This window comes from Pseudomonas sp. LBUM1646 (genome assembly GCF_059716165.1).
In genome coordinates this window covers 1,293,878-1,318,331 of the sequence record NZ_CP166810.1, presented here as the reverse complement: position 1 = coordinate 1,318,331, position 24,454 = coordinate 1,293,878, and the positions used below count along the sequence as shown (strand labels likewise).

Annotated in this window: 24 protein-coding genes; 7 read left to right on the top strand and 17 right to left on the bottom strand. The window is 60.4% G+C overall.

Going from position 1 to position 24,454, the window contains the following annotated elements; translation table 11 throughout:
- Positions 1–45: 45 nt before the first annotated feature.
- Positions 46–444 carry a YbaY family lipoprotein gene (locus tag ACA071_RS05735; protein ID WP_497643508.1) on the top strand — a complete coding sequence of 133 codons (399 nt, stop codon included), beginning with the start codon at positions 46–48 and terminating at the stop codon, positions 442–444.
- 28 nt (positions 445–472) lie between these two features.
- Entirely contained in the window at positions 473–1,162 is a 690-nt protein-coding gene (locus tag ACA071_RS05730) for a DUF4197 domain-containing protein (RefSeq protein WP_169371412.1), read from the top strand.
- A 148-nt stretch (positions 1,163–1,310) separates the two neighbouring features.
- Here the strand turns inward: ACA071_RS05730 and ACA071_RS05725 are convergent, their stop codons facing one another.
- Positions 1,311–4,376: an efflux RND transporter permease subunit gene (locus ACA071_RS05725; RefSeq protein WP_497643507.1), complete on the bottom strand. Its 3,066-nt coding sequence runs from the start codon at positions 4,374–4,376 to the stop codon at positions 1,311–1,313.
- Between the two features lie 6 nt (positions 4,377–4,382).
- The gene (locus ACA071_RS05720; RefSeq protein WP_497643506.1) at positions 4,383–5,483 is read right to left on the bottom strand and encodes an efflux RND transporter periplasmic adaptor subunit; all 1,101 of its coding nucleotides are present in this window, start codon (positions 5,481–5,483) and stop codon (positions 4,383–4,385) included.
- Between the two features lie 93 nt (positions 5,484–5,576).
- On the opposite strand from ACA071_RS05720, the gene ACA071_RS05715 reads away from it, so the two are divergent.
- Entirely contained in the window at positions 5,577–6,221 is a 645-nt protein-coding gene (locus ACA071_RS05715; protein WP_497643505.1) for a TetR/AcrR family transcriptional regulator, read from the top strand.
- Positions 6,222–6,341: 120 nt separating this feature from the next.
- On the opposite strand, the gene ACA071_RS05710 is transcribed toward ACA071_RS05715, so the two are convergent.
- On the bottom strand, positions 6,342–7,124 hold the full coding sequence (locus tag ACA071_RS05710) for a class I SAM-dependent methyltransferase (protein ID WP_497643504.1): 783 nt from the start codon (positions 7,122–7,124) through the stop codon (positions 6,342–6,344).
- 94 nt (positions 7,125–7,218) lie between these two features.
- Here ACA071_RS05710 and ACA071_RS05705 point away from each other — a divergent pair, with 94 nt between their 5' ends.
- Positions 7,219–7,839: an energy transducer TonB gene (locus ACA071_RS05705; RefSeq protein WP_497643503.1), complete on the top strand. Its 621-nt coding sequence runs from the start codon at positions 7,219–7,221 to the stop codon at positions 7,837–7,839.
- Between the two features lie 4 nt (positions 7,840–7,843).
- On the opposite strand, the gene ACA071_RS05700 is transcribed toward ACA071_RS05705, so the two are convergent.
- The 7 genes from ACA071_RS05700 to ppc all read right to left on the bottom strand — a co-directional run bounded on the left by ACA071_RS05700 (position 7,844) and on the right by ppc (position 15,121).
- Complete coding sequence (locus ACA071_RS05700) at positions 7,844–8,539, bottom strand: extensin-like domain-containing protein (RefSeq protein ID WP_497643502.1); 696 nt, start codon at positions 8,537–8,539, stop codon at positions 7,844–7,846.
- 2 nt (positions 8,540–8,541) lie between these two features.
- A complete protein-coding gene (locus tag ACA071_RS05695) occupies positions 8,542–9,363 on the bottom strand; it encodes an isocitrate lyase/PEP mutase family protein (protein ID WP_497643501.1) in 822 nt (273 codons plus the stop codon).
- 33 nt (positions 9,364–9,396) lie between these two features.
- Positions 9,397–10,257: a DUF72 domain-containing protein gene (locus tag ACA071_RS05690; protein ID WP_497643500.1), complete on the bottom strand. Its 861-nt coding sequence runs from the start codon at positions 10,255–10,257 to the stop codon at positions 9,397–9,399.
- Positions 10,257–10,565 (bottom strand): hypothetical protein, encoded by a 309-nt coding sequence (locus tag ACA071_RS05685; RefSeq protein WP_497643499.1) that lies wholly within the window; start codon positions 10,563–10,565, stop codon positions 10,257–10,259. The genes ACA071_RS05690 and ACA071_RS05685 overlap by 1 nt, the downstream gene beginning before the upstream one ends.
- A 221-nt stretch (positions 10,566–10,786) precedes the next feature.
- Positions 10,787–11,461, bottom strand: a complete 675-nt coding sequence (gene tsaB / locus ACA071_RS05680) for a tRNA (adenosine(37)-N6)-threonylcarbamoyltransferase complex dimerization subunit type 1 TsaB (protein WP_497643498.1) — start codon at positions 11,459–11,461, stop codon at positions 10,787–10,789.
- A 93-nt stretch (positions 11,462–11,554) separates the two neighbouring features.
- The gene (adk, locus tag ACA071_RS05675) at positions 11,555–12,202 is read right to left on the bottom strand and encodes an adenylate kinase (RefSeq protein ID WP_497643497.1); all 648 of its coding nucleotides are present in this window, start codon (positions 12,200–12,202) and stop codon (positions 11,555–11,557) included.
- 288 nt (positions 12,203–12,490) lie between these two features.
- Positions 12,491–15,121, bottom strand: coding sequence for a phosphoenolpyruvate carboxylase (gene ppc / locus ACA071_RS05670; RefSeq protein WP_497643496.1), 2,631 nt, complete (start codon positions 15,119–15,121; stop codon positions 12,491–12,493).
- A 202-nt stretch (positions 15,122–15,323) separates the two neighbouring features.
- Between ppc and ACA071_RS05665 the strand changes: the two genes are divergently transcribed.
- From ACA071_RS05665 to lptF, 3 genes are all read left to right on the top strand, one after another.
- Positions 15,324–15,668, top strand: a complete 345-nt coding sequence (locus tag ACA071_RS05665; RefSeq protein WP_497643495.1) for a pilin assembly protein — start codon at positions 15,324–15,326, stop codon at positions 15,666–15,668.
- A 376-nt stretch (positions 15,669–16,044) separates the two neighbouring features.
- Complete coding sequence (locus ACA071_RS05660; RefSeq protein ID WP_497643494.1) at positions 16,045–16,458, top strand: DUF4398 domain-containing protein; 414 nt, start codon at positions 16,045–16,047, stop codon at positions 16,456–16,458.
- Positions 16,459–16,513: 55 nt separating this feature from the next.
- Positions 16,514–17,302 (top strand): lipotoxin F family OmpA-related lipoprotein LptF, encoded by a 789-nt coding sequence (lptF, locus tag ACA071_RS05655; RefSeq protein WP_497643493.1) that lies wholly within the window; start codon positions 16,514–16,516, stop codon positions 17,300–17,302.
- Positions 17,303–17,476: 174 nt separating this feature from the next.
- Here the strand turns inward: lptF and ACA071_RS05650 are convergent, their stop codons facing one another.
- The 7 genes from ACA071_RS05650 to prfB all read right to left on the bottom strand — a co-directional run bounded on the left by ACA071_RS05650 (position 17,477) and on the right by prfB (position 24,397).
- Entirely contained in the window at positions 17,477–17,806 is a 330-nt protein-coding gene (locus tag ACA071_RS05650) for a PA3694 family proteiin (protein ID WP_497643492.1), read from the bottom strand.
- Positions 17,803–18,717 (bottom strand): alpha/beta hydrolase, encoded by a 915-nt coding sequence (locus ACA071_RS05645; protein WP_497643491.1) that lies wholly within the window; start codon positions 18,715–18,717, stop codon positions 17,803–17,805. The genes ACA071_RS05650 and ACA071_RS05645 overlap by 4 nt, the downstream gene beginning before the upstream one ends.
- Before the next feature lie 145 nt (positions 18,718–18,862).
- Positions 18,863–20,140: a flavohemoglobin expression-modulating QEGLA motif protein gene (locus ACA071_RS05640; RefSeq protein WP_497643490.1), complete on the bottom strand. Its 1,278-nt coding sequence runs from the start codon at positions 20,138–20,140 to the stop codon at positions 18,863–18,865.
- 36 nt (positions 20,141–20,176) lie between these two features.
- Positions 20,177–20,731, bottom strand: a complete 555-nt coding sequence (locus ACA071_RS05635) for a hypothetical protein (protein WP_497643489.1) — start codon at positions 20,729–20,731, stop codon at positions 20,177–20,179.
- A 145-nt stretch (positions 20,732–20,876) separates the two neighbouring features.
- A complete protein-coding gene (locus ACA071_RS05630) occupies positions 20,877–21,593 on the bottom strand; it encodes a TetR/AcrR family transcriptional regulator (RefSeq protein ID WP_497643488.1) in 717 nt (238 codons plus the stop codon).
- 102 nt (positions 21,594–21,695) lie between these two features.
- Positions 21,696–23,198 carry a lysine--tRNA ligase gene (gene lysS / locus ACA071_RS05625; protein ID WP_497643487.1) on the bottom strand — a complete coding sequence of 501 codons (1,503 nt, stop codon included), beginning with the start codon at positions 23,196–23,198 and terminating at the stop codon, positions 21,696–21,698.
- 103 nt (positions 23,199–23,301) lie between these two features.
- A protein-coding gene (prfB, locus tag ACA071_RS05620) for a peptide chain release factor 2 (protein ID WP_201195569.1) occupies positions 23,302–24,397 on the bottom strand; the annotation gives its coding sequence in 2 pieces (ribosomal slippage) (positions 23,302–24,324 and positions 24,326–24,397; 1,095 coding nt in all).
- Positions 24,398–24,454: the final 57 nt, after the last annotated feature.

Sequence of the window (24,454 nt, the reverse complement as noted above, 5' to 3'; positions counted from 1 at the left end):
ACAGGCGCCAGGCTATTTCTGGCGCCTTCGATACGGAGATCTCCGATGAAAAAACTCTCTCTATTGGCCATGACCGCTTTGCTGGGAGCTTGCCAATCCATGCACCCCGCCGCTAAAACCAGCCTCGATGGCGAAGTGTTCTACCTGCAACGTATCGCCCTGCCGCCCAGCGCCACCTTGAGCGTCAGCCTGCAGGACGTGTCCCTGGCCGACGCACCGGCCGTGGTCCTCGACGAGCAGAAAGGTCCGGTCAAAGGCCAGGTGCCGCTGCCGTTTCATCTGAGCTACGACCCGGCACAGGTCAAACCTGGCCACCGTTATTCGGTCAGCGCGCGCATCGAAGTGAACGGTGAGCTGATGTTCATCACCACCGAAAACCATGCTGTGCAACTCGATGGCAACGACCCGCAACCGCTGAAAATCCGCGTCGACGCCGTCCGCTAATTTCCCTTCTCCGTACAAGGAAGCCGCCATGCTCCGCCCTACCCTTCGCTTCGCCGGCCTGTGCGCAGGCTTGATGATTTCCGCCAGTGCTCTCGCGCTGTCCCTCAGCGACCTGTCGCAACAAGACGCCACTGGCGGCCTGAAAGACGCCCTGACCCAAGGCGCGCAACTGGCCGTTAAACAACTCGGTACGCCGGGCGGTTTCAGCAACAACCCGGACGTGAAGATTGAGCTGCCTGGCAAACTGGGCAAGGTCGCCAGCAAGATGAAAGCCTTCGGCATGGGCGCCCAGGTCGATCAACTGGAAACCAGCATGAACAAAGCGGCGGAAACCGCCGTGACCCAGGCCCAGCCGATCCTGGTGGATGCCGTGAAGAAAATGAGCGTGGCCGATGCCAAGGGCATTCTCAGCGGCGGCAAGGACTCGGCCACCCAGTACCTGGACAAGTCCAGCCGCGAACAGATCCGCGCCAAGTTCCTGCCGATCGTCAAGCAAGCCACTGACCAGGTCGGTCTGGCCAAACAGTACAACTCGTTCGCCGGCCAAGCCGCAACGCTGGGCGTGGTGGATGCGAAGAGCGCCAACATCGAAAGCTACGTGACCGAGCAGGCGCTGAACGGATTGTTCGAGATGATCGGCAAGCAGGAAGAAACCATCCGCCAGAACCCGGCAGCTGCGGCGACCAGTTTGGCCAAGAAAGTCTTCGGTACGCTGTAAACCCTCTGTTGATCGTTCCCACGCTCCGCGTGGGAATGCATCCCGTGACGCTCTGCATCACTTTTGAAGCGGACGCAGAGCGTGCATGGCGGCATTCCCTCGCAGAGCGTGGGAACGATCAAGATCGCAGCCTGCGGGGTGATCAGGTCTATTCCTTTTTGATCCTGAACCACGCTGCATACAGTGCCGGCAGGAACAGCAACGTCAACGCCGTCGCCACGATCAACCCGCCCATGATCGCCACGGCCATCGGCCCGAAGAACACGCTGCGTGACAGCGGGATCATCGCCAGCACCGCGGCGAGTGCCGTCAGCACAATTGGCCGGAAGCGCCGCACTGTGGCTTCGATGATCGCTTGCCACGGTTTGAGCCCGGCGGCGATGTCCTGTTCGATCTGATCCACCAGGATCACCGAGTTGCGCATGATCATCCCGGACAAGGCGATGGTCCCGAGCATGGCGACGAAACCAAATGGCTGGCGGAACACCATCAGGAACAAAGTCACGCCGATCAAACCCAATGGCGCTGTCAGAAACACCATCACCGTGCGTGAGAAACTGCGCAGTTGCAGCATCAGCAACGTCAGCACCACGACGATGAACAGTGGCACACCGGCCTTCACCGAGTTCTGCCCGCGGGCCGAGTCTTCCACGGTGCCGCCGACTTCCAGCAAGTAGCCGTCCGGCAATTCGGCGCGAACCGGGTCGAGGGTCGGCATGATCTGCTGCACCAGGGTCGCCGGTTGTTCCTTGCCGTAGATGTCGGCGCGAATCGTCACGTTAGGCAGACGATTGCGGTGCCAGATGATGCCTTCTTCAAAGCCATATTCCAGGGTCGCGATCTGCGACAGCGCAACGCTTTTGCCGTTGTCGGTGGGCACCGCCAGGCTCGGTAACAGCGACAGTTCGGTGCGTTCATGCACGGTGCCGCGCAGGAGGATTTCGATCAACTCGTTGTCTTCGCGGTACTGGCTGACGCTGGAGCCGGTCAGGGAGCTTTGCAAAAACTTCGACAGGTTGGCGGTGCTGACGCCGAGTGCCCTGGCGCGGTCCTGATCGACGTTCAGGTACACGACTTTGCTCGGTTCTTCCCAGTCCAGATGGACGTTGACCACGTGGGGATTTTCGCGAACCTTGGCCGCGACTTTGCGGGCCAGAGCGCGGACCTCTTCGATGTGCTCGCCGGTGACGCGGAACTGCACTGGATAGCCAACCGGTGGACCGTTTTCCAGGCGCGTGACCCGCGAACGCAAGGCCGGAAATTGTTCATTAAGGGTTTCGATCAGCCAGGTGCGCAGGGTTTCGCGCTCTTCGATGGTTTTCGCCAGGACGACAAACTGGGCGAAACTCGCCGCAGGCAGTTGCTGATCCAGCGGTAGGTAAAATCGCGGCGAACCGGTGCCGGCGTAAGCCACGTAATTGTCGATGCCGGCGTGATCCTTCAATAGACCTTCAAGGCGTTTAACCTCGTCGGTGGTGTTGCTCAGGGACGCGCCTTCAGCCAGTTTCAGATCGACCATCAATTCCAGACGACCCGAGGCGGGGAAGAACTGCTGCGGCACAAAGCGGAACAGCACGATCGAGGCGATGAACAACACCACGGTCAACACGATCACGGTCTTGCGCCAGCGCACGCACCACTCCACCAAGCGCCGAACCCGTTGATAGAACGGCGTGCCGTAAGGGTCGGTCTGACCGTCAGCGGTGCCGTGTTTGGCTGCGTGAATCTTCGCCAGGTCCGGCAGGAGTTTTTCTCCCAGGTACGGCACAAACACCACAGCGGCAATCCACGACGCCAGCAGCGCGATGGTCACCACCTGGAAGATTGAGCGGGTGTATTCGCCGGTTCCCGACTGCGCCGTGGCGATCGGCAAGAATCCGGCAGCGGTGATCAGCGTACCGGTGAGCATCGGGAACGCTGTGCTGGTCCAGGCATAGCTGGCGGCCTTGATCCGGTCGAAGCCCTGCTCCATTTTGATCGCCATCATTTCCACGGCGATGATCGCGTCGTCCACCAGCAACCCCAGGGCCAGCACCAGCGCACCGAGGGAAATCTTGTGCAGACCGATGCCGAGGTAATACATGCAGGCGAAGGTCATCGCCAGCACCAGCGGAATGGCCAGCGCCACCACCATGCCGGTGCGCACGCCGAGGGAGAAAAAGCTCACCAGCAAGACAATCGCCAGAGCCTCCACCAGCACCTGAACGAATTCGCCAACGCCGGTTTTCACCGCAGCGGGCTGGTCCGAGACTTTGCGCAGTTGCATACCGGCAGGGAGATTTTTCTGGATGCGGTCGAACTCGACTTCCAAGGCCTTGCCCAGCACCAGAATGTCGCCGCCGTCCTTCATCGCCACGGCGAGGCCGATGGCGTCTTCGGCCATGAAGCGCATGCGTGGCGCCGGTGGATCGTTGAAACCTCGACGCACGTCTGCCACATCGGCGATGCGGAACGTACGATCACCGACCCTAATCGGGAAGCTTTTTATCTGATCAACTGTCTGAAAATTCCCGGTAACCCGTAGCTGCAAACGCTCGCTGCTGGTTTCGAAGAACCCGGCAGTCGACACCGCGTTCTGCTCCTCAAGCGCCTGCTGCACGGCTGCCAGCGGCAAGCCGAGGGTGGCGAGTTTGACGTTGGACAGTTCGATCCAGATCTTCTCGTCCTGCAAGCCGAGCAGGTCGACCTTGCCCACATCCTTGACCCGCTGCAGCTGAATCTGGATGCGATCGGCGTAATCCTTGAGCACCGCGTAGTCGAAACCGTCGCCGGTCAGGGCGTAGATGTTGCCGAAAGTAGTGCCGAACTCATCGTTGAAAAACGGGCCCTGAATGCCCGGCGGCAAGGTCTGGCGGATATCGCTGATCTTTTTCCGGACCTGATACCAGAGCTCCGGAATCTGCGCGGAATGCATGGAGTCACGAGCGACAAACGTCACTTGGGATTCTCCCGGACGAGAGAACGAAACGATGCGCTCGTACTCGCCGGTTTCCATCAGCTTCTTTTCAATGCGCTCGGTGACCTGGCGTGAGACTTCCTGGGCCGTGGCCCCCGGCCAGTTGGTGCGAATGACCATGGCCTTGAAGGTGAACGGCGGGTCTTCGCTTTGGCCGAGCTTGGTGTAGGAAAGCGCGCCGACAATCGCCAGCAAAAGCATCAGGAACAGTACGATCTGGCGGTTGCGCAGCGCCCATTCGGAAAGATTGAAACCCATCGGGGATTACTCCTTGTCCGCCAGATTGACCACGCGGTTGGAGCGATCCACCGGGCGCACTTGCTGCCCGTCGTGAAGCACATGGACACCGGCGGCCACCACCCAGTCGCTGGCGTTCAACCCTTCGAGCACCGGCACGGTTTTCTCACCGAAGGCACCCACCCGAACCGGGACTTTCTTCAACGTATTGTTGGCGCCGACCACCCATACGTAAGTGGCACCGTTTTCTGCGGTAACGGCTGACAGCGGCACTGCCAGCGACACCACGGCGGCGGTCTGGATAAACACCCGGGCGCTTTGGCCGAGTTCAGCCGGGACTTTGCCGGAGGTGAAGGCAATGCGCGCAGCGAAGGTCCGGGATTTTGGATCGGCGGCGGGCGACAGTTCACGGATACGCCCGGTAAAACGTTGATCAGGTTGGGTCCAGAGCTCTACCGACACCGGCTGATCGACCTTGAAACGGCCGAAGCTTTGCTCCGGCAGACTGATCAACACTTCGCGCTCGCCATCGGTGGCGAGGGTAAATACGGTTTGCCCGGCGGCGACCACCTGGCCAACTTCGACTGCACGCTTGGCCACCACCCCATCCTGCGGCGCACGCAGCACCGCGTAACTGGCCTGATTGGTCGATACGTTGAATTCGGCTTTGATTTGTTTGAGGCGCGCTTCACCGGATCGGTAAAGGTTTTCGGAATTGTCGTACGCAGACTTACTCACCATCTGACGGTCCATCAGGGTCTTGTAGCGATCACGCTCGGCGCGGACCAGGTTCAGATTGGCCTCGGCGGCGGTGACTTGAGCGCGGGTGGCTTCCAGTTGCAGGCGCACGTCCTGGGGATCGAGTTCGGCCAAAGGCTGATCGGCCTTGACCCGCTGGCCTTCCTCGACCAGTCGTCGGCTGACTTTGCCGCCGATGCGAAACGCCAGGTCCGGCTCATAGCGGGCGCGAACTTCACCGGGATAGCTTTCCATCGCCTGGGCCGAAGGCTCGGGGTGCACCACCATGGCCGGTCGCACGCTGACTTGCGGCGCCTCGTCGTGACCGCACGCCGACAACAAAAAAGCCAGACTGACTGGCAACGCGAGGGGCAAGGCATAGCGGAACATGGTGAAGGACCTTTCGCTAATGGTGCTTGGAATAATTATACTTGCCGGTATGTTATTAATAGCAAACTCACCAGTCCAGTATTAAAGCGAAGAATGTCGAACAATCTTTCAGCATCCAACGGCCCGGGCCGTCCCAAGGATCTGGCCAAGCGCCAGGCCATCCTCGACGCGGCGAAAATTCTGTTCCTGAGTAATGGTTATGCGAGCACCAGCATGGACGCCGTGGCGGCCGAGGCCGGGGTGTCGAAGCTGACGGTCTATAGCCATTTCAACGACAAGGAGACGCTGTTCTCCGCCGCCGTGGTGGCCAAGTGCGAAGAGCAACTGCCGCCGCTGTTTTTCGAGTTGCCGGATGGCATCACGGTGGAAACCGTGCTGCTGAACATCGCCCGTGGCTTTCATCAGCTGATCAACAGCGACGAATCGGTGAATCTGCATCGTTTGATGATGAGCCTGGGTAGCCAGGACCCGAAACTCTCGCTGATTTTTTTCGAGGCCGGGCCAGAGCGCATGCTCAATGGCATGGAGCGGTTGCTGAGCCGGATCGATCAGACCGGCGCACTGAGCATCGATAAACCGCGCAATGCAGCCGAGCATTTCTTTTGCCTGCTCAAGGGGGCGGGGAATTTCCGGTTGTTGTACGGCTGCGGTGAGCCGTTGATTGGCGAGGCGGCGGAAAGCCACGTGCGGGAAGTGGTGGGGTTGTTTATGCGGGCTTACAGGTCTGAGACAGCCTGATGATCGTTCCCACGCTCTGCGTGGGAATGCCTCAATGGACGTTCCGCGTCAGCTTCGGCAGGGACGCGGAGCGTCCCGGGCTGCATTCCCACGCAGAGCGTGGGAACGATCAGTGTTGAATCAGGGCTTGAGCGCTTTCTTCGGGTAAATGTCATACCGACTGGATTTCCCATCCAGCGCATGACTGGGTTTGGGCCCCGCAATGCACGGCGCCTTGCGCGGGCGCTTGACCACCACCCGATGGCTGGCCAGGGCCAACGCCGCTTCGAGCAGTGCCGGCGCATCCGGGTCATCGCCCACCAGCGGGCGAAACAGGCGCATTTCCTTCTTCACCAGCGCAGTTTTCTCACGGTGCGGGAACATCGGGTCGAGGTAGATCACCTGCGGCGGCTCCCCTTCCCAATTGCGCATCACTTCAATCGAATTGCCCTTGAGCAAGCGCATCCGCGCGACGATTGGCGCTACGTCGAAATCTTCCGCGCCACGGGCCAGGCCATCCTCCAGCAACGCGCCGATCAGCGGCTGACGCTCGATCAGGCTCATCTCGCAGCCCAGGCTCGCCAACACGAACGCATCCTTGCCCAGCCCCGCCGTGGCGTCCAGCACCCGTGGGCGCACGCCTTGGGCGATGCCGACAGCTTTGGCGATCATCTGCCCGGTGCCGCCGCCGAACAACCGACGATGGGCTGCGCCGCCCTCGACGAAGTCCACCCGCACCGGCCCCGGTGCGTCAGGCCCCAATTGTTGCAGCTGCAAACCCTGTTCGCCCACCTGCAAGGCAAACTCGCCATCATCCACCTGCAGGGGCAAGCCCAGGCGCTCGGCCCATTGCTCGGCCTGTGGCTGAAACGCCGGGGACGAGGCCTCGACATGGATGCGGCAGGCCGCGGGTTGTTCAATCATGGGAAAAGGTGCTCAAAAAATTAATGATCGGCAAAAAACGTCCGATAACAAAACTATCGAGCATTTTGCCAGAGCTGAGCGTCGACCGAGAAAAATGTCAGACATTCAAACCACATCCGTAGGCTACCTATCGCGTCATGGCGATTATGGCCTGCGAAACTCCCAAGCACTGAGCGGCGTCAGTCACCTGTGGCAAGATTTTTTTGCCCAGGCCCTGGCCGAACAGTCGAGCGATGTGGTGCCGGCGTGCGGGACTTTTCCACCGGTGGATCTGGAGAGCCCGGTCGAACCGACCGTCGGCAGCGAGCTCTACGCGCACATCGTGTCCCAGCGTGAGTGCGATGTGACAGAAACCCAGGTCAAGCCGCCAGAGCCGCTGTTCCTGCCGATTGCCGAGTTCGAAATGGACTTGGCCGACAAACCCTTCCCGCCGTTCCCACCGGAAGAAATCGTCGCCCAGCAACAACAGCAGAATTTTGAAAGCGGCTGGGTCCGCCCGATCGTGCTCACTGCTGGCCAACCTGTCCCGGAAGCCGGCCCGGCGCCGCAACCGCGTCCGCTGCATCTGCCCATCGCCGAGTTCGAACTGCACCTGCTGGACAAACCGTTCCCGCCGTTCTCGCCCGACGAATTGGTGGAGCAACAGAAACAACTCGATTTCGATAACGGCTGGGCGCGCCCGATCGTTCTGCAAAACCTGCGCATCGCCGCTTAAGCCTTCAGCGACACACCCACCACGGCCCGACATCCAGATGAAAGTGATTGCGATGGGCGGCGTTGTAGTCCGGGCTCAACACCACACTGAACATGTCGCAGGCGCCATCACGGACCTGCCGTAGGAAACGTGCGTCCCGATTATCCTTGGGCCAATCCTTGAGCACACTGATGGTTCGGCCATCGGCCAAACGAAAACCGGCGATATCCAGGGCATTGGCGCTGGCGTGTTGGCTGCGGGCACCGTTCTCGCGGTTGTACATGTTGCGGCAGGCGAAACTGCCGAGGTGATCGACCCGCGTCACGGCCTGACCATAAACCGCCTGTGACGCTGGCTGCAGTGCGTGGCGCTCGAACAGGGCGAACGCCACGGCCAACGGGCAACTGGCGAGGAAACTGCTGCTCAGGGCCACCTCGCCGCCCTGGACGCGCAGGGTGTTGGTCAGCGGGCATGCCGCGTCCGGGCTGTCGGCCTGGCGCGAAACGCGAAGGCCGGAACTGCTCAGTGCCTGATCGCACAACTGCGGGTCATCGCGCAGGCGCATCAGTTTGTAGCGGGTCAGAAAATTGGGCGCGGCGTTCACGTCCAGTGGCGCCCAGGGATTCCACTGCGCGGGCACGGGAATCCAACCGCGCCAGACGCTCAGCCCCGCCGCCCCAATCATCAACAGCACCAGCAGCAATCCCTTTGCAAACCGCATCGTCAGCCTTTGAACAATTTATTGGCCTGCGCGTACGGCATTGAACGCGATGTAAAGCTGAACGTGCCCGACGTCTTGATCTCCTCAGCCGCGCGGAAGAACTCGCCATACGCCGCCAGGGCCAGCGCCGAACCGACGCTGATGCGTTTGACGCCCATCTCGCTCAACTGCTCGACCGTCAACTTGAGCCCGCCGGACATCAACACATTGACCGGTTTCGGCGCCACGGCGCGAACCACCGCCAACACGTCTTCGGCGCTGCGCAGGCCCGGCGCATACAACACGTCGGCGCCCGCCTCGGCGAACGCCTGCAAGCGGCGGATGGTGTCGTCCAGATCAGGATTGCCGTGCAAGAAATTCTCGGCGCGGGCCGTTAGCATAAAAGGGAACGGCAGGCTGCGAGCCGCTTTTACAGCCGCTTCGACACGCGCCACGGCATGTTCGAAGCAGTAGATCGGCGCGTCTTCATTACCGGTGGCATCTTCTATCGAACCGCCGACCGCACCCGCCTCTGCCGCACGCAAAATGCTCTGGGCGCATTCGGCGGGATCATCAGCGAAACCGTTTTCCAGATCGACCGCCACCGGTAAATCAGTTGCCGCGACAATTGCCCGAACATTCGCCAGGGTATCGTCCAGCGACAATCCGCCATCGGGGCGTGCATTGGAAAAGGCATAACCGGCGCTGGTAGTCGCCAGTGCCTCGAAGCCAAGGCTGGCGAGCATTTTCGCCGAACCGGCGTCCCACGGGTTGGGAATGACAAAAGCCCCCGCGCGTTCATGCAGTGCTTTGAACGCCTGGGCTCGACGGGTTTGCGCATCCATTGGCAGGCTCCTGAGAAGAGGAAGGAAACCGCCTCAGAGCAGGCCAAGTTGCTCGGCGGCGGGCTCTCTGTATAGCTCAGGCAGCGGCGGCAAGCCAGGCAAACGCAGCATCAGTTTTGCGTGAAAACGTTGCGCCAGTTTGGCGGCCAGCAGGTTGTCGGCGGTGTGCAGGAAGATATAGGGCGTGCGGCCCTCTTCAATCCACACGGCAATCTTCTCGACCCACGGCACCAGGAACGGATCGTTGGCCTCCAGCTGCGGATGGCCGATGAATCGCACCTGCGGGAATTGCGTAAACGCCGCCGGACGCGGTGGCACTTGGGGTTTCTTCGATTGAGCATGGAGCACCGAAGGGTCAGTCGAGATGCAACTGAACAACGCTCGCGGATCGAGGCAGATACGCTCGACACCACGATCCAGCAGCAGGCGATTGAGCATGCGCTCAGCGTCACCTTTGGCGAAGAACGCGTCATGCCGCACTTCGACTGCCAATGGTCGATCCACGGCGTCGATAAAACCGGCCAGTTCCGACAGTCGTTGCGGGGTGAAGCTTTTGGACAATTGCAGCCAGACCGGAGAAACACGCTCGCCCAGCGGGCTGAGCAATTGCAGGAAGGTGTCGACGGCGGTCAATTGTTCGCGCAGGTCGCCGCTGTGGCTGATGTCGCCGGGGAACTTGGCGGTGAAGCGAAAGTGTTCGGGCATGGTTTCGGCCCAGCGCTGCACGGTGGCGGCAGCCGGGCTCGCGTAGAAGGTCGTGTTGCCTTCTACGGCGTTGAACACTTGGGAATAGAGATTGAGGAATTCGGCGGGTTTGGCGTCTTGCGGGTAGAGATAGTCGCGCCAGGCGTTTTCACTCCAGGACGGGCAACCGAGGTAGTAAGGCAACAGCATCAGATGTACAGATCGAGACCCAGCACATCGGCATCCCAATCGACAAAACCGGCGGTGCTCAGGTAGCTGGCCAGGGCCATCGCTACGCTTTTGCTCATGGCGCGGTGATAAATCATGTCTTGCTGACGGGCGGGGAGATTGCTCAAGCGTTGCGCGGAAGCTTTGGCGGCGCGGGCGGCCAGTTGCTCTTCAGTCGGAAATTCCAGCTCGCCGTCGATGTCATCGACGGATTCATCCAGCACGATATTGCCTTTGCGAGGCTTGCGCTTGATGGGGTAGGACTGAGAGGAAAGGCCGTCTATACGCATAAGTGCATGCTCGGTATCAGTGATGGCAGTTTAGTGGCGCATGGACCACTTCGCAAACTGTCGAGTGATAACTAGAACACATAAAAGGAAAAAGGTTTAAAGCCGGGGGGTAGAAACTGACGATTGGCGGATTCAAAAGAAAAGATCGCAGCCTTCGGCAGCTCCTACAGGGAAATGCGCTCGGCAAGGAGTTGCCGAAGGCTGCGATCTTTTTGACCGGATTACCGCGCTTTGGGGGTCGCCACCTTATCGCGCAAATAAACCGGCTGCGCCTCATCCGCCACAATCGCCTCACCGCGTTCCCAGGCAAAGCGCGCCAGGGTCAACAGGTCTTCAGCATGGGGCAACATGCCTGCGTCCTGCCCGGTCAGGCTGACGTCGATCCGCTCGGCATACCCCCAACCGGTGCCCGCGCCAAACCACTCGCCACTGGCATCAGCCGGCAACGCCGCCACTTCCGGAGGCAGCACGGCTTCATTGCCCACCAGCCGCATCTCCCCCGCCGTTTCGCGGTAGCAGCCCCAATACACTTCATCCATCCGCGCATCGATGGCCGCCGCGACCTGGCTGACGCCATGTTCGCGATAGGCGCGCTGGGCCAGCACGGCCAGGTTCGACACCGGCAACACTGGACGCTCCAGCGCAAACGCCAGCCCCTGCACCACGCCGATGGCGATCCGCACACCGGTGAACGCGCCCGGCCCACGGCCGAATGCGATGGCGTCCACCGCTTGCAGGGTGGTGCCGGCATCGGCCAACAGTTGCTGGATCATCGGCAACAGTTTCTGCGCATGAAGGCGCGGGATCACCTCGTAATGGCTCGTGACTTTGCCGTCATGCAGCAAGGCAACGGAGCAAGCTTCAGTCGCGGTGTCCAGGGCCAGCAAGGTGCTCATCGATGTTTCCGTAAGAGAGGTCAGAAAAAGTGCGCCAGTATAAACAACTACGGCCCGCAAGCGGGCCGTAGAAGATGAAGCGGTTCAGACTTTTCAGTTCAGCGCTTCAAGCACCTTGCCGGTGATCGCTTCAACCGAGCCAACACCTTCGATGTGGCTGTACTTCGGTTTGCCTTGAGCAGCGGATAGCTCTTGGTAAAACTTCACCAGAGGCTCGGTCTGAGCGTGGTAGACCGACAGGCGATGACGCACGGTTTCTTCGGTATCGTCTTTGCGCTGCACCAGCTCTTCACCGGTGATGTCGTCTTTACCGGCAATTTTCGGCGGGTTGTAGACGATGTGGTACACGCGGCCGGAAGCCTCGTGTACACGACGACCGGCGATACGCTGGACGATGTCTTCGTCTTTAACGTCGATTTCAACCACGTGGTCCAGCTCAACGCCCGCCTTCACCAGTGCTTCAGCCTGGGGAATGGTGCGCGGGAAGCCGTCGAACAGGAAACCATTGGCGCAATCGGCCTGGCTGATGCGTTCCTTGACCAGATTGATGATCAGGTCATCGGAGACCAGACCACCGCTGTCCATGATGCTTTTAGCGACCAGGCCCAGCTCGGTGCCGGCCTTGACCGCTGCACGCAGCATGTCGCCAGTGGAGATTTGCGGAATGCCGAATTTCTCGGTGATGAACTTAGCCTGAGTACCTTTACCGGCCCCGGGAGCTCCCAGCAGAATGACGCGCATCGATGTGCTCCTCAATTTTTTATATAGATAACGTCAGATTCGCCTCGTGGGGCCAATCTCAAAAATAGGGTCGTGGCCGCCCAAACGGCCAAAGGCTGATCAAGATACACAGCAGGCCCTGACCACACAAGCCGCCGAAAGTCGGAGAAACCCGTGCCTGTCGCGACCTTTGGATGAGGTGCCCCTAGTCGCAACCCCGTCATTAACTGTCGCCTGCCAGACCTTTGCGGCCCCTCGCCCACGGGCACCTGGCCCGCGAGCCAAGTGCACGGACCCAAGAGGAAAACCTTAGCCGGTATTTCGCAAACCGGCGGCAATCCCCGCCACAGACACCAGCAGCGCCTGTTCTACCGGGCTACCCTGCGCCACTTCCTGTTGCCGCGAACGGGCCAACAGTTCGGCCTGCAATAGATGAAGCGGGTCGAGGTAGGTGTTGCGCAGGCGAATGAATTCCAGGGTGTCTGGGCTATGTGCCAGTAGCTGCGACTGACCAGTCAGCCCAAGGACCACTGCGCAGGCCTGCGACAATAGGTCGCGTAAATGCGCACCCAAAGGGAGCAAATCGGGCTCGGCCAGCCGCTCGTCGTAGGACTGCGCGATGTCCGCGTCGGCCTTGGCCAGCACCATTTCCAGCATGTCGATGCGGGTACGGAAGAAGGGCCACTGCTCGCGCATTTGCCCCAACAGCTCACCTTCGCCACGTTCCAGCGCCTTGCTCAGGGCCGCTTCCCAACCGAGCCAGGCCGGTAACATCAGGCGCGTCTGGGTCCAGCCGAAGATCCATGGAATCGCCCGCAGGCTTTCAATCCCGCCAGCGCGGCGCTTGGCTGGGCGGCTGCCCAACGGCAAACGGCCGAGTTCCTGTTCCGGGGTCGACTGGCGGAAGTACTCGACGAACTGCGGATTTTCCCGCACCACGGCGCGGTAAGCGCTGACACCATCAGCCGCCAATTCGTCCATCAGATGGCGCCAGGCTGGCTCCGGCGGCGGTGGCGGCAGCAAGGTCGCTTCGAGTACGGCGGCCAGGTACAGATTGAGGTTTTGCTCGGCGATGTCCGGCAGGCCGAATTTGAAACGAATCATTTCCCCCTGCTCGGTGGTGCGGAAACGCCCCGCCACCGACCCTGGCGGCTGCGACAGAATCGCCGCGTGCGCCGGGCCGCCGCCACGGCCCACGGTGCCACCGCGACCGTGGAACAACAGCAGTTCCACTTGTTGCTCGCGGCAGATATCCACCAAACGCTCCTGCGCCCGATACTGCGCCCAGGCCGCCGCCGTGGTGCCGGCGTCCTTGGCCGAGTCGGAGTAGCCGATCATCACTTCCTGCGGCCCATGCAGGCGCGCGCGATAGCCTGGCAGCAGCAACAGTTTTTCGATCACCGGGCCGGCGTTATCGAGGTCGGCGAGGGTCTCGAACAGCGGCACCACGCGCATCGGCCGCAATACACCAGCCTCTTTCAGCAACAGTTGCACGGCCAGTACGTCAGAGGCGGCACCGGCCATGGAGATCACATAGGAGCCGAGGGAAGCACCTGGTGCGGCGGCGATTTCCCGGCAAGTCGCCAACACTTCGGCGGTGTCTGCGGACGGTTTGAAGTACGCCGGCAGCAGTGGCCGACGATTATTCTGCTCGCGCATCAGGAAGGCGATGCGCTCTTCCTCGCTCCAGTCTTCGTAACGACCGAGGCCCAGGTAATCGGTGATTTCGGTCATGGCCGCGGTGTGTCGGGACGAGTCCTGACGCACGTCGAGGCGCACCAGGAACAAGCCGAAGGTCACCGCCCGACGCAGGCAATCGAGCAGCGGACCGTCGGCGATCACGCCCATGCCGCACTCGTGCAGCGAGTTGAAACACAGCTCCAGCGGGTCAAGCAGGTCGCGGTTGTTTTGCAGCACATCGGCCGGGGCCGGCGTGGTCTTCGTCAATGAGGCATGAGCCCAATTACGGGTCGCCCGCAGCCGTTCACGCAGTTGCTTAAGCACTGCGCGGTAAGGCTCGGCGCTGTCGCCGGCCTTGGCTTTCAGCGCTTCGCTGGCCTGCTGCATCGACAACTCGGCCGCCAGGTGATCGACATCGCGCAGGTACAAATCAGCGGCCATCCAGCGCGCCAGCAGCAGCACTTCGCGGGTGACCGCCGCCGTGACATTCGGGTTGCCATCACGGTCGCCACCCATCCACGAGGCGAAGCGGATTGGCGCGGCCTCCAGCGGCAAACGCAGGCCGGTGGCGGCGTGCAGCGCCAGATCGGCCTTGCGCAGGTAGTTGGGGATCGCCTGCCACAGCGAATGTTCGATCACCGCAAAGCCCCATTTTGCTTCGTCGACGGGTGTCGGGCGCGTGCGGCGAATTTCTTCGGTGTGCCAGGCTTCGGCGATCAGGCGCTGCAATTTCGCCTGGATCTGCTCGCGCTCGGCAGTGGTCAGGTCACGATGGTCCTGGGCCGCCAGTTGCGCGGCGATGGCGTCGTATTTCTGGATCAGCGTGCGGCGCGCGACTTCGGTCGGGTGCGCGGTCAACACCAACTCGATCTCCAGCCGACCGAGTTGCCGGGCCAGGGATTCGGCGCTGTGGCCTTCGGCGCGCAATCGAGCGAGCAGCTCCGGCAGCACTCGGGCTTCGAACGGCGCGGGCTGCGACTCTTCGCGGCGGTGAATCAGCTGATATTGCTCGGCGATATTGGCCAGGTTGAGAAACTGGTTGAACGCCCGCGCCACCGGCAGCAACTCGTCTTCGCTCAACTGGTTGAGGCTGGCACTCAGCTCGGCGTCCATCGAACCGCGACGGTCGGCTTTGGCGCCCTTACGGATCTGCTCGATCTTGTCGAGAAAACCGTCCCCGTACTGTTCACGAATGGTGTTGCCCAACAGCTCACCCAACAGGTGAACGTCCTCGCGCAAGCGTGCATCAATATCGGTCATCAGCAGTTCTCCAGCAAAAATCCGGGCGGCTAAGACCTTAAAGAGTGCCGCTCCAGACCGGTTCTTACAAGCAACACGACAAAGGGACTTTAAACCTTGTGGCTAAAAGCTAGTCTCAACAGTAAGCCGCACAACGGCTTACCGGCGGACATCGCCGGACACTCACACCGCCTGCCATGAGCAGGAGCGCCATGAGGTCATTATGAAAATCCGTGAGCTGGCCCAGCATTGGGAAGAAAACGCCAAGGGTCGCCTGACCGACACTGGCTACACGATTCACCTGGATGTGGAAGCCGCCGCCCGGCTGGCAGCGATCACCGAGATGTACCCGAAACGGCATCCCGAAGAGCTGCTGGGCGAATTGATCGGAGCGGCGCTGGAAGAGCTTGAAGCGAGCTTCCCGTATGTGAAAGGACAGACCGTGGTCGCCACCGATGAAGAGGGCGATCCGCTGTACGAAGACGTCGGTCCGACTCCACGATTCCTCGCGTTGTCTCGTCGGCATTTGCATGATTTGTCGGCTGGCAACGACAAGCCAAAACATTGATCCCGCAGGGATAAACCTGTGGGAGCGGGCCTGCTCGCGAAGACGTCAGTCCAGTCAAATTCATGTTGGCTGACCCGCCGCTTTCGCGAGCAGGCTCGCTCCCACATGAACCGCACTCCCCTTCAAAAATGGCGTAATCCCGAGACCTGAAAAGCCTGGGAATACCCCTGCGCATCACGAAAGTTCCCGTTCTAGAGCCTTGTCCGTTCGGTCAAAGTTTTTTTAGGCGATAGGCCATCTTCTCTGAACTTTTGAAAAACGCCTCGGGTCGTACCCAGTAACCACGCCTGGTACGGCCGTTTCAAATATCGCTGTGAAAGTTCGGTTACGGCCCCTTGGACCAGGATGGATTTAGATGTTTTTCAGGAGATATCCAATGGAGTTGAAGACCATGAAGACCAGCACTGCCAAATCCTCGTTCACCCACCTGCGCGGTCTGAAACTGGCTGCCCTGGCAATCGGCAGCACCTTCGTACTCGCCGGTTGCGCTGGCAACCCGCCGACCGAGCAATACGCTGTGACCCAGTCCGCCGTGAACAGCGCCGTCAGCGCTGGTGGTACTGAATTCGCCGCAGTGGAAATGAAGTCCGCCCAGGACAAACTGAAACAGGCCGAAATCGCCATGCACGACAAGAAGTTTGACGAAGCCCGGACCCTCGCCGAACAGGCCGAGTGGGACGCTCGCGTCGCCGAACGCAAGGCCCAGGCGATGAAAGCCGAACAGGCTGTGAAGGATTCCCAGAAAGGTGTTCAGGAACTGCGTCAGGAAAGCCAGCGCACTGTGCAGTAAGCGCGCATCCGGACCCCATGCCTGAAGCTCTTATCGATAGAAAGGACGAACCATTATGCGTAAACAATTGATGATCCCCGCTCTCCTGGCCGCAAGCGTTGCCCTGGCTGCTTGCTCCACGCCGCCGAACGCGAACCTGGAACAGGCCCGCGTGAACTACTCCGGCCTGCAAGCCAACCCGCAAGCGAGCAAAGTCGCGGCCCTTGAGACCAAAGACGCCAGTGATTACCTGGACAAGGCCGACAAGGCTTATCAAGACAAACAAGACCAGGCCAAGGTCGATCAACTGGCCTACCTGACCAATCAGCGCGTGGAAGTGGCCAAGCAGACCATCGCCCTGCGCACCGCTGAAAACAATCTGAAGAACGCCGCCGCGCAACGTGCCCAGGCTCGCCTGGATGCCCGTGACCAGCAGATCAAGCAACTGCAAGACAGCCTGAACGCCAAGCAGACTGATCGCGGCACCCTGGTGACTTTCGGTGACGTGCTGTTCGCTACCGACCGTGCTGATCTGAAGTCCAGCGGTCTGGTGAATATCAACAAACTGGCGCAGTTCCTTCAGGAAAACCCGGACCGTAAAGCGATTGTCGAAGGCTATACCGACAGCACCGGTACCGCGAGCCACAACCAGTCGCTGTCCGAGCGTCGCGCCGGTTCCGTGCGCATGGCGCTGGTGAAGATGGGTGTTGATCCGGCACGCATCGTCGCCCAGGGTTATGGCAAGGAATACCCGGTTGCTGAAAACGGCAGCGTGTCGGGCCGTGCGATGAACCGTCGGGTGGAAGTGACCATTTCCAACGACAACCAGCCAGTGGTGCCACGTTCGGCTGTCAGCTCGAACTAAGCGTCACGCGGTAACGCAAAAGCCCCGCCTGATCTGATCAGGCGGGGCTTTTGTTTTTAGGATCAAAAGATCGCAGCCTCGTTTCACTCGACAGCTCCTACAGGAGCACGCGGACTCTGTAGGAGCGGTGTAGGAGCTGTCGAGTGAAACGAGGCTGCGATCTTTTCGGACGTTCTACTGTTCCAGCTTCTGCGGCGTTTCCTGGCCCATGCAACGCACGGCTTTTTTCTGGCCGTTGATCAACACACCAGTCAGGCCTTTTTGCTCGGTGTCGAACAGCACCAGCACGCCATCGATGCACTGGGCGACTTGCGGCGCCGGTTCCAGAGCGACTTTGTAGTCTTCGCCCGGCACGGTCTTGAGCATGGTGAAGTCGCTGAGCAGCAACGCATCCTCGGGTTTGGCGAAGTGCAGGTAGCCGTAGTACCACAGCACCCCAACGGTGCCGAGGATGGTGCAGATACCGGTGAGGATCATCGGGATGGCGTTACGTTCTTCACTCATTGCGGACTCTCTGGTGGTTCATCTTTTGAATTCAGGGGCACCGGGTAATTCGGGATTTCGCCCAGGCGGCGCAGACCGTTGAAATGCTGTGGGTCTTCGAGATAGCGCAGCATCACCTGGCGCCAGACCGGGTCGGCGAAGGTCTGCACGTGACCGCCACGGGTCAGTTGCAGCACCCGCGGTGGCGGCGCAGCTTGATACAGACGAATGCCGTTGGAAAGGGGCACGAGGTTATCGTCGATGCTGTGGTAGATCAGTTTCGGCACGCCTTTGAGTTGCGCCATGGAGTTGATCGCGCTGTCGCCGTCGGGCACCAGCCACGACAACGGCACCTGGAACGGCCAGGTCAGCCACGAGGTAGTCAGGGCGAATCGACCGACATCGCGGTAGCTGGCGGGCGCGCCGTCGAGGATCAACGCCTTGAGCTGAAGCTGGCGTTCCGGGTGCTGGACCAGGTAATGCACGGCCATCGACCCGCCAAGACTCTGGCCCAGGACGATCAACGGCTTACCCTTGACCTCGGGCGCCTGGTCGAGCCATTTGAACGCGGCGTCGATGTCCTGGTAGATCGCCGGCAGGCTCGGTTTGCCTTCGGACAAGCCATAACCGCGGTAGTCCACCAGCAACACTTGGTAACCCTCTTTCGGCAACCACCAGCTGCCACCCAAGTGGTAAGACAGGTTGCCGCCATTGCCGTGCAGGTGCAGCACCGTGCCTTTGACCTCGACGCCTTTGGCCACCGGCAGCCACCAACCATGCAGCTTCAGGCCGTCGGCGGTGGTCAGGGTGATGTCGCGAAATTCGAGTTTGGCTTTATCCGGGGTGAACGGCTGGCCGGGCTCGGGGTAGAACAACAGCGAGCTGCAACCGCCGAGGGTCAGGAGCAGGCAGACGATGCCGAGGATTCTCATCCGTTGAAACCTCGCAGAGATGGGTGAGATTGATCGTTCCCACGCTCCGCGTGGGAATGCCGCCATGGGCGCTCCGCGCCCTCTGTGACGCGGAGCGTCACGGGATGCATTCCCACGCAGAGCGTGGGAACGATCAGTGTGATGCTCACAAAATGTTCGAGTAATCCGCTTCGATCCGGTCCAGGCTCAAGTGATTGAGGAAGTTGGAGAAGCACATCCACGCCGACAATGCGTTCAAGTCGCGGAATTGGTCCGGCAAATACTTGGGCGCTACCACCAGGCCTTCATCCACCAACTGACGCAAGGTCCGCATGTCTTCCAGGGTGGTCTTACCGCAAAACAGCAGCGGTATCTGTTCCAGCTTGCCTTTACGCACGGCCAACTGAATGTAGTTGTAAACCATGATAAAGCCCTTGAGGTAGGACAAGTCTTTGGTAAATGGCAGGCCATTGGGCACCGAGCCACGGAAAACCCGACTGGCGTTGCCATAGCTTTCGCCCATTTCGAAGCCCTGCTCGCGGAAGAACTCGAACACCTGCAAGAAGTCCGCACCCTCCTCCACCATGTGAATGGCGCGGGTACGGTTGGTCAGTTTGCGCAAGCGGCTCGGGTAAGAGGCGAAGGTGATGATTTCCATCAGGATCGCCAGGCCTTCCTGGGTCACGGTCGATGATGGCGGGCCTTTGGACAGGAAGGTGCAAATCGGCTGGTTCAGACCATTGAGGGTCGTGCCCACATGCACCAAGCCCTCATGGACTTCCAGGGCGCGCACGTCACGGTCGTTGAACATCGCGTCGGCGCGGATCTTGATGTAGTCGGCACCGGCCGCCGCATCAGCGACGATCCCGTCGGACTCGAACACCCGAATGGTTTCCTCAGCCTCGCCAAACACCTTGTTCAAGCGGGTTTGCAATAGATGCACGGCGTCCTTGGCGGTGAGGATTTTCGGTTCATCCTTCAGATCGCCACGGCCATCGATGTTGTTCAGGTAGTCGGACATCATCAGGCCGAGGTCGGCCAGGGTCGGGTCGCCGGCGTGGAACGCATCGGACGCAGCGCCGTACAGCTCCTGGGAAATCAGCCCGAAATCCTCGGTGCCGCGCGCTTCGAGCATGCGCACCACCATCCGGTATTCCTTGCACATGCGGCGCATGATCTGGCCGACCGGGTTGAACTGGCCGAGCTGCCGGGTGATGTCGCGCTCGATGTTCTGGAATTCCAGTTTCACTTTGCTGGAGTCGAAGGCCAGCGGCCGGTTCAGGTAATAGTCGCGGTCCACCGCCGGCATTTCCTTGCCCTTGGCCTTGAGGAAACCCTTGCGGATGTTGTCGTCCCACTTGACCGCATCGAGGACGCGAATCGGCGTCTGTGCCAGCACTATGCGATCGGACAAAATGCGTATCGTCTGCTGGTAATCGTCCACCCGAAACTCCTGTACTAGAACCGTTAGGTGATGGCTTTATTTGACTTTGGCCAGGCGCTGGTAGCGCACGGCTTCGACGAACACATCGGAATTGGCCGGGTCGTCGAGGTAAGCGAAGACTTGGTTCATGTCGGTGTTGATCAGCACGCCATCGCCGTCGTCCGTCTGGAAGCCTTCGCCACTGAGGACTTTTTGCCCCATGGCCTGGTTGATCTGCTCGAGGTCGAGGTTGTAGACCACCAGTTCGTGCTTTTCGTTGACTTCGAACCCGGCGATTGTGAAGTGGCCGCCGAATCTGGCCGGCACCGGCGCCGACAAGTACCAGCGACTGCCGTGACGGGACACCGTGAAGGGATAGGCTTCGCGCTCGCGAGGTTTGGCCTTGAAATAGCTGACCGCCTGATAGCGGTTGTCGCCGATGCGCGTCAGCTCCAGGTTCATCGGCTCGCCCCAGGCGTTGGTGCTGGTCCATTTGCCGAGCAGCCCTTTGGGTGCGGGGTCGCTCGAAGGCAGCGGATCCTTGAAGGTCACCAGGCAGCCACTGAGCAGCAGGAACGACAAGGCGATCACAACGACGCGCCAGGCTTTCATTCAACACTCCCTATCGATACAGCACGATGATCGTTCCCACGCTCCCGCGTGGGAATGCATCCTGTGACGCTCTGCGTCACGCCGGGCTAGGAACGCGGAGCGTCCCGGGCGGCATTCCCACGCGGAGCGTGGGAACGATCGTGAGTTACACCGACGCCAAGACCAAATGCATGTAGCGCGTGAGGATACCGAGCATTTCGGCTTCGGCCGCAGGCTCGGCGTCGTTGAGCAGGCCCTGATATTCCATCCGTCCGATAATCGCCGTCAACACTTTGGCATCCTGTTGTGGCTCACGGGAACCCAATACCTCGAAAAGCTGGCAGGTGCCCTGCAACAAGATCTGCTGATGGGAGCGCACCAACAGCGCCAGGCGCGGGTTGAGCAACGCTTCCTGGCGGAAGGCCTGCTCGGCCATCAAGTGCTCGCGACGGTTGATCAACTGGCGGTGGACATAGTCCGCCATCAGCCGGGCAATATCGTCCGCCAACTGTGAGCGCGACTCCGGCGAGCCATCGCCGCTGACCACCATTTCGCGCAACAAGCCTTCATTGCTGGCCCACAGCTTGCCCATGTAGGCCGCGCTGCGTTCCACGTATTGGGCGAAGGTATCGGTGAGCAGGTCATCGATATCCTTGAAGTAGTAAGTGGTGGCCGACAACGGCACTCCGGCCTCGGCCGCCACCGCGCGGTGACGCACCGCCCGTACGCCATCGCGCACGACAATGCGCATGGCCGCATCGAGAATGTCCTGTCGACGCTGTTCGCTGCCCTGTCGGCTGGCCTTGCGGCCCTGGTACTGAACACTTTCAGCGACCGCAGTGGCGATACCCGCTGCACCTTCTTGAGCCATTGCACGATTCACGACAGGTCTTCCTCTCTCACGCCAAAAGTAACCAATTGATACGTTTGTACCAGACAGGCAATAAAAAGCCGCCTGTTTTAGGCGGCTTTTTAACTGAAACGTTTACGCTTGCGGCCGCATGTGCGGGAACAGGATCACGTCGCGGATCGACGGTGAGTTGGTCAGCAACATCACCAGTCGGTCGATGCCGATCCCTTCACCCGCCGTTGGCGGCATGCCGTACTCCAGCGCACGAACGAAGTCGGCGTCGTAGTGCATGGCTTCGTCGTCGCCAGCGTCCTTGTCGGCCACCTGGGCCATGAAGCGCTCTGCCTGGTCTTCCGCGTCGTTAAGCTCGGAGTAGGCGTTGGCGATTTCGCGGCCACCGATGAACAGCTCGAAACGGTCGGTGACGTTCGGGTTGTCATCGTTGCGACGGGCCAGCGGCGACACTTCGAACGGGTACTGGGTAATGAAGTGCGGCTGTTCCAGCTTGTGCTCGACCAGCTCTTCGAAAATCATCACCTGCAACTTGCCCAGACCTTCGAAGCCCTGCACCTTGGCGCCGGCCTTCTTGGCGATGGCACGCGCTTTGTCGATGTCGGTCAAGTCGTCAGCGGTCAGCTCAGGGTTGTACTTGAGGATCGAGTCGAACACCGACAGACGCACGAATGGCTCGCCGAAGTGGAACACTTTGTCGCCGTAAGGAACGTCAGTGCTGCCCAGAACCAGCTGCGCCAGTTCGCGGAACAGTTCTTCGGTCAGGTCCATGTTGTCTTCGTAGTCGGCGTAAGCCTGGTAGAACTCCAACATGGTGAATTCAGGGTTGTGACGGGTCGAGACGCCTTCGTTACGGAAGTTGCGGTTGATCTCGAACACTTTCTCGAAACCGCCGACTACCAGACGCTTCAGATACAGCTCCGGCGCGATGCGCAGGTACATGCCCATGTCCAGCGCGTTGTGGTGCGTTTCGAACGGCTTGGCCGCCGCGCCACCCGGGATGGTTTGCAGCATCGGCGTTTCGACTTCGAGGAAGTCACGCTGCATCAGGAAGGCACGGGTGTGGGCAATCACTTGCGAACGCACGCGGAAGGTATTGCGCACTTCTTCGTTGACGATCAGGTCAACGTAACGCTGGCGATAGCGTTGTTCGGTGTCGGTCAGGCCATGGTGCTTGTCCGGCAGCGGACGCAGCGATTTGGTCAGCAGGCGCACTTCGGTCATTTCGACGTACAGGTCGCCCTTGCCGGAACGCGCCAGGGTGCCAACGGCTGCAATGATGTCGCCCATGTCCCAGGTTTTCACCGAGGCCAGGGTGTCTTCGGACAGGGTTTTACGGTTGACGTAAACCTGAATGCGACCGGTCATGTCCTGGATCACCATGAACGAGCCACGGTTGAGCATGATGCGACCGGCAACCTTGACCGGGATTGCAGCCTCTGCCAGCTCTTCCTTGGTCTTGTCCGCGTATTTCTTCTGCAGTTCTTCGCAGTAGTTTTCGCGGCGGAAGTCGTTCGGGAAGGCATTGCCCTTGGCGCGCTCGGCAGCCAGCTTTTCCTTGCGCAGGGCGATCAGGGAGTTTTCTTCCTGTTGCAGGGCTTGCGGGTCGAGTTCTAGGTCGCTCATGTCTTTAAAAATTCCATCACAGGTTCGTTGCCCCCGGCTGTGAGCCGGGGTTCGCGGGCAAGCCTCGCTCCTACAGGTATCCGCAGATTCTGTAGGGCGTGCCTTAGAGCCCTTGTTTCAAGCTTGCTACCAAGTATTCGTCGATGTCGCCGTCGAGCACCTTGTCGCAGTCACTGCGTTCGATGTTAGTGCGCAAATCCTTGATCCGCGACGCATCGAGCACGTAAGAGCGAATCTGGTGACCCCAGCCGATGTCCGACTTGGTGTCTTCCAGAGCCTGGGAGGCGGCGTTGCGTTTTTGCACTTCCTGCTCGTACAAGCGCGCCCGCAACATTTTCATCGCGGTGTCTTTGTTGGCGTGCTGGGAGCGTTCGTTCTGGCAGCTGACCACGGTGTTGGACGGTACGTGGGTGATACGTACGGCCGAGTCGGTGGTGTTTACGTGCTGGCCACCGGCACCGGAGGAGCGGTAGGTGTCGATGCGCAGGTCCGACGGGTTGATGTCGATTTCGATGTTGTCATCGATTTCCGGCGACACGAACACGGCCGAGAACGAGGTGTGGCGACGGTTGCCGGAATCGTACGGGCTCTTGCGCACCAGGCGGTGCACGCCGATTTCGGTACGCAACCAGCCAAAGGCGTATTCGCCCTTGATGTGGATCGTGGCGCCTTTGATACCGGCGACTTCACCGGCCGACAGTTCCATGATGGTCGCGTCGAAACCGCGTTTGTCAGCCCAGCGCAAGTACATGCGCAGCAGGATGTTGGCCCAGTCCTGGGCCTCGGTACCGCCAGAGCCGGCCTGGATGTCCAGGTAGGCGTTGTTGGCGTCCATCTCACCGCTGAACATGCGACGGAATTCGAGTTTTTCCAGGGATTCGCGCAGACGTTCGACTTCGGCAGCGACGTCATCGACGGCAGCCTGGTCTTCTTCTTCGGCGGACATCAGCAGCAGGTCTTTGGCATCGGCCAGACCGGTGTGCATTTCGTCGAGGGTTTCGACGATCTGAGCCAGCAGCGAGCGCTCGCGACCCAGTTCCTGTGCGTACGACGGGTTGTTCCAGACAGCCGGATCTTCAAGCTCGCGATTGACTTCAGTCAGACGCTCATGCTTTTGATCGTAGTCAAAGATACCCCCGAATAGTTTCGGAGCGCTCGGACAGGTCCTTGATACTGTTAAGGATCGGGTTGATTTCCATGGCGGGCAGCACTCGTTGGCGAACTTTTGAAAGCCGGCGAGTATAACGTAAACAGGC

Excerpts from the sequence above, each read along its gene's own strand:
- ACA071_RS05635 (WP_497643489.1), bottom strand. The coding sequence starts at position 20,731 with ATGAAAGCCTGGCGCGTCGTTGTGATCGCCTTGTCGTTCCTGCTGCTC.
- ACA071_RS05700 (WP_497643502.1), bottom strand. The coding sequence starts at position 8,539 with ATGCGGTTTGCAAAGGGATTGCTGCTGGTGCTGTTGATGATTGGGGCG.
- ACA071_RS05660 (WP_497643494.1), top strand. The coding sequence starts at position 16,045 with ATGGAGTTGAAGACCATGAAGACCAGCACTGCCAAATCCTCGTTCACC.
- ACA071_RS05725 (WP_497643507.1), bottom strand. The coding sequence starts at position 4,376 with ATGGGTTTCAATCTTTCCGAATGGGCGCTGCGCAACCGCCAGATCGTA.
- ACA071_RS05705 (WP_497643503.1), top strand. The coding sequence starts at position 7,219 with ATGTCAGACATTCAAACCACATCCGTAGGCTACCTATCGCGTCATGGC.
- ACA071_RS05690 (WP_497643500.1), bottom strand. The coding sequence starts at position 10,257 with ATGCTGTTGCCTTACTACCTCGGTTGCCCGTCCTGGAGTGAAAACGCC.
- ACA071_RS05720 (WP_497643506.1), bottom strand. The coding sequence starts at position 5,483 with ATGTTCCGCTATGCCTTGCCCCTCGCGTTGCCAGTCAGTCTGGCTTTT.
- ACA071_RS05715 (WP_497643505.1), top strand. The coding sequence starts at position 5,577 with ATGTCGAACAATCTTTCAGCATCCAACGGCCCGGGCCGTCCCAAGGAT.
- ACA071_RS05685 (WP_497643499.1), bottom strand. The coding sequence starts at position 10,565 with ATGCGTATAGACGGCCTTTCCTCTCAGTCCTACCCCATCAAGCGCAAG.
- ACA071_RS05730 (WP_169371412.1), top strand. The coding sequence starts at position 473 with ATGCTCCGCCCTACCCTTCGCTTCGCCGGCCTGTGCGCAGGCTTGATG.
- ACA071_RS05645 (WP_497643491.1), bottom strand. The coding sequence starts at position 18,717 with ATGAGAATCCTCGGCATCGTCTGCCTGCTCCTGACCCTCGGCGGTTGC.
- adk (WP_497643497.1), bottom strand. The coding sequence starts at position 12,202 with ATGCGCGTCATTCTGCTGGGAGCTCCCGGGGCCGGTAAAGGTACTCAG.
- ACA071_RS05695 (WP_497643501.1), bottom strand. The coding sequence starts at position 9,363 with ATGGATGCGCAAACCCGTCGAGCCCAGGCGTTCAAAGCACTGCATGAA.
- lysS (WP_497643487.1), bottom strand. The coding sequence starts at position 23,198 with ATGAGCGACCTAGAACTCGACCCGCAAGCCCTGCAACAGGAAGAAAAC.
- ACA071_RS05665 (WP_497643495.1), top strand. The coding sequence starts at position 15,324 with ATGAAAATCCGTGAGCTGGCCCAGCATTGGGAAGAAAACGCCAAGGGT.
- ACA071_RS05735 (WP_497643508.1), top strand. The coding sequence starts at position 46 with ATGAAAAAACTCTCTCTATTGGCCATGACCGCTTTGCTGGGAGCTTGC.
- tsaB (WP_497643498.1), bottom strand. The coding sequence starts at position 11,461 with ATGAGCACCTTGCTGGCCCTGGACACCGCGACTGAAGCTTGCTCCGTT.
- ACA071_RS05710 (WP_497643504.1), bottom strand. The coding sequence starts at position 7,124 with ATGATTGAACAACCCGCGGCCTGCCGCATCCATGTCGAGGCCTCGTCC.
- ACA071_RS05650 (WP_497643492.1), bottom strand. The coding sequence starts at position 17,806 with ATGAGTGAAGAACGTAACGCCATCCCGATGATCCTCACCGGTATCTGC.
- ppc (WP_497643496.1), bottom strand. The coding sequence starts at position 15,121 with ATGACCGATATTGATGCACGCTTGCGCGAGGACGTTCACCTGTTGGGT.
- lptF (WP_497643493.1), top strand. The coding sequence starts at position 16,514 with ATGCGTAAACAATTGATGATCCCCGCTCTCCTGGCCGCAAGCGTTGCC.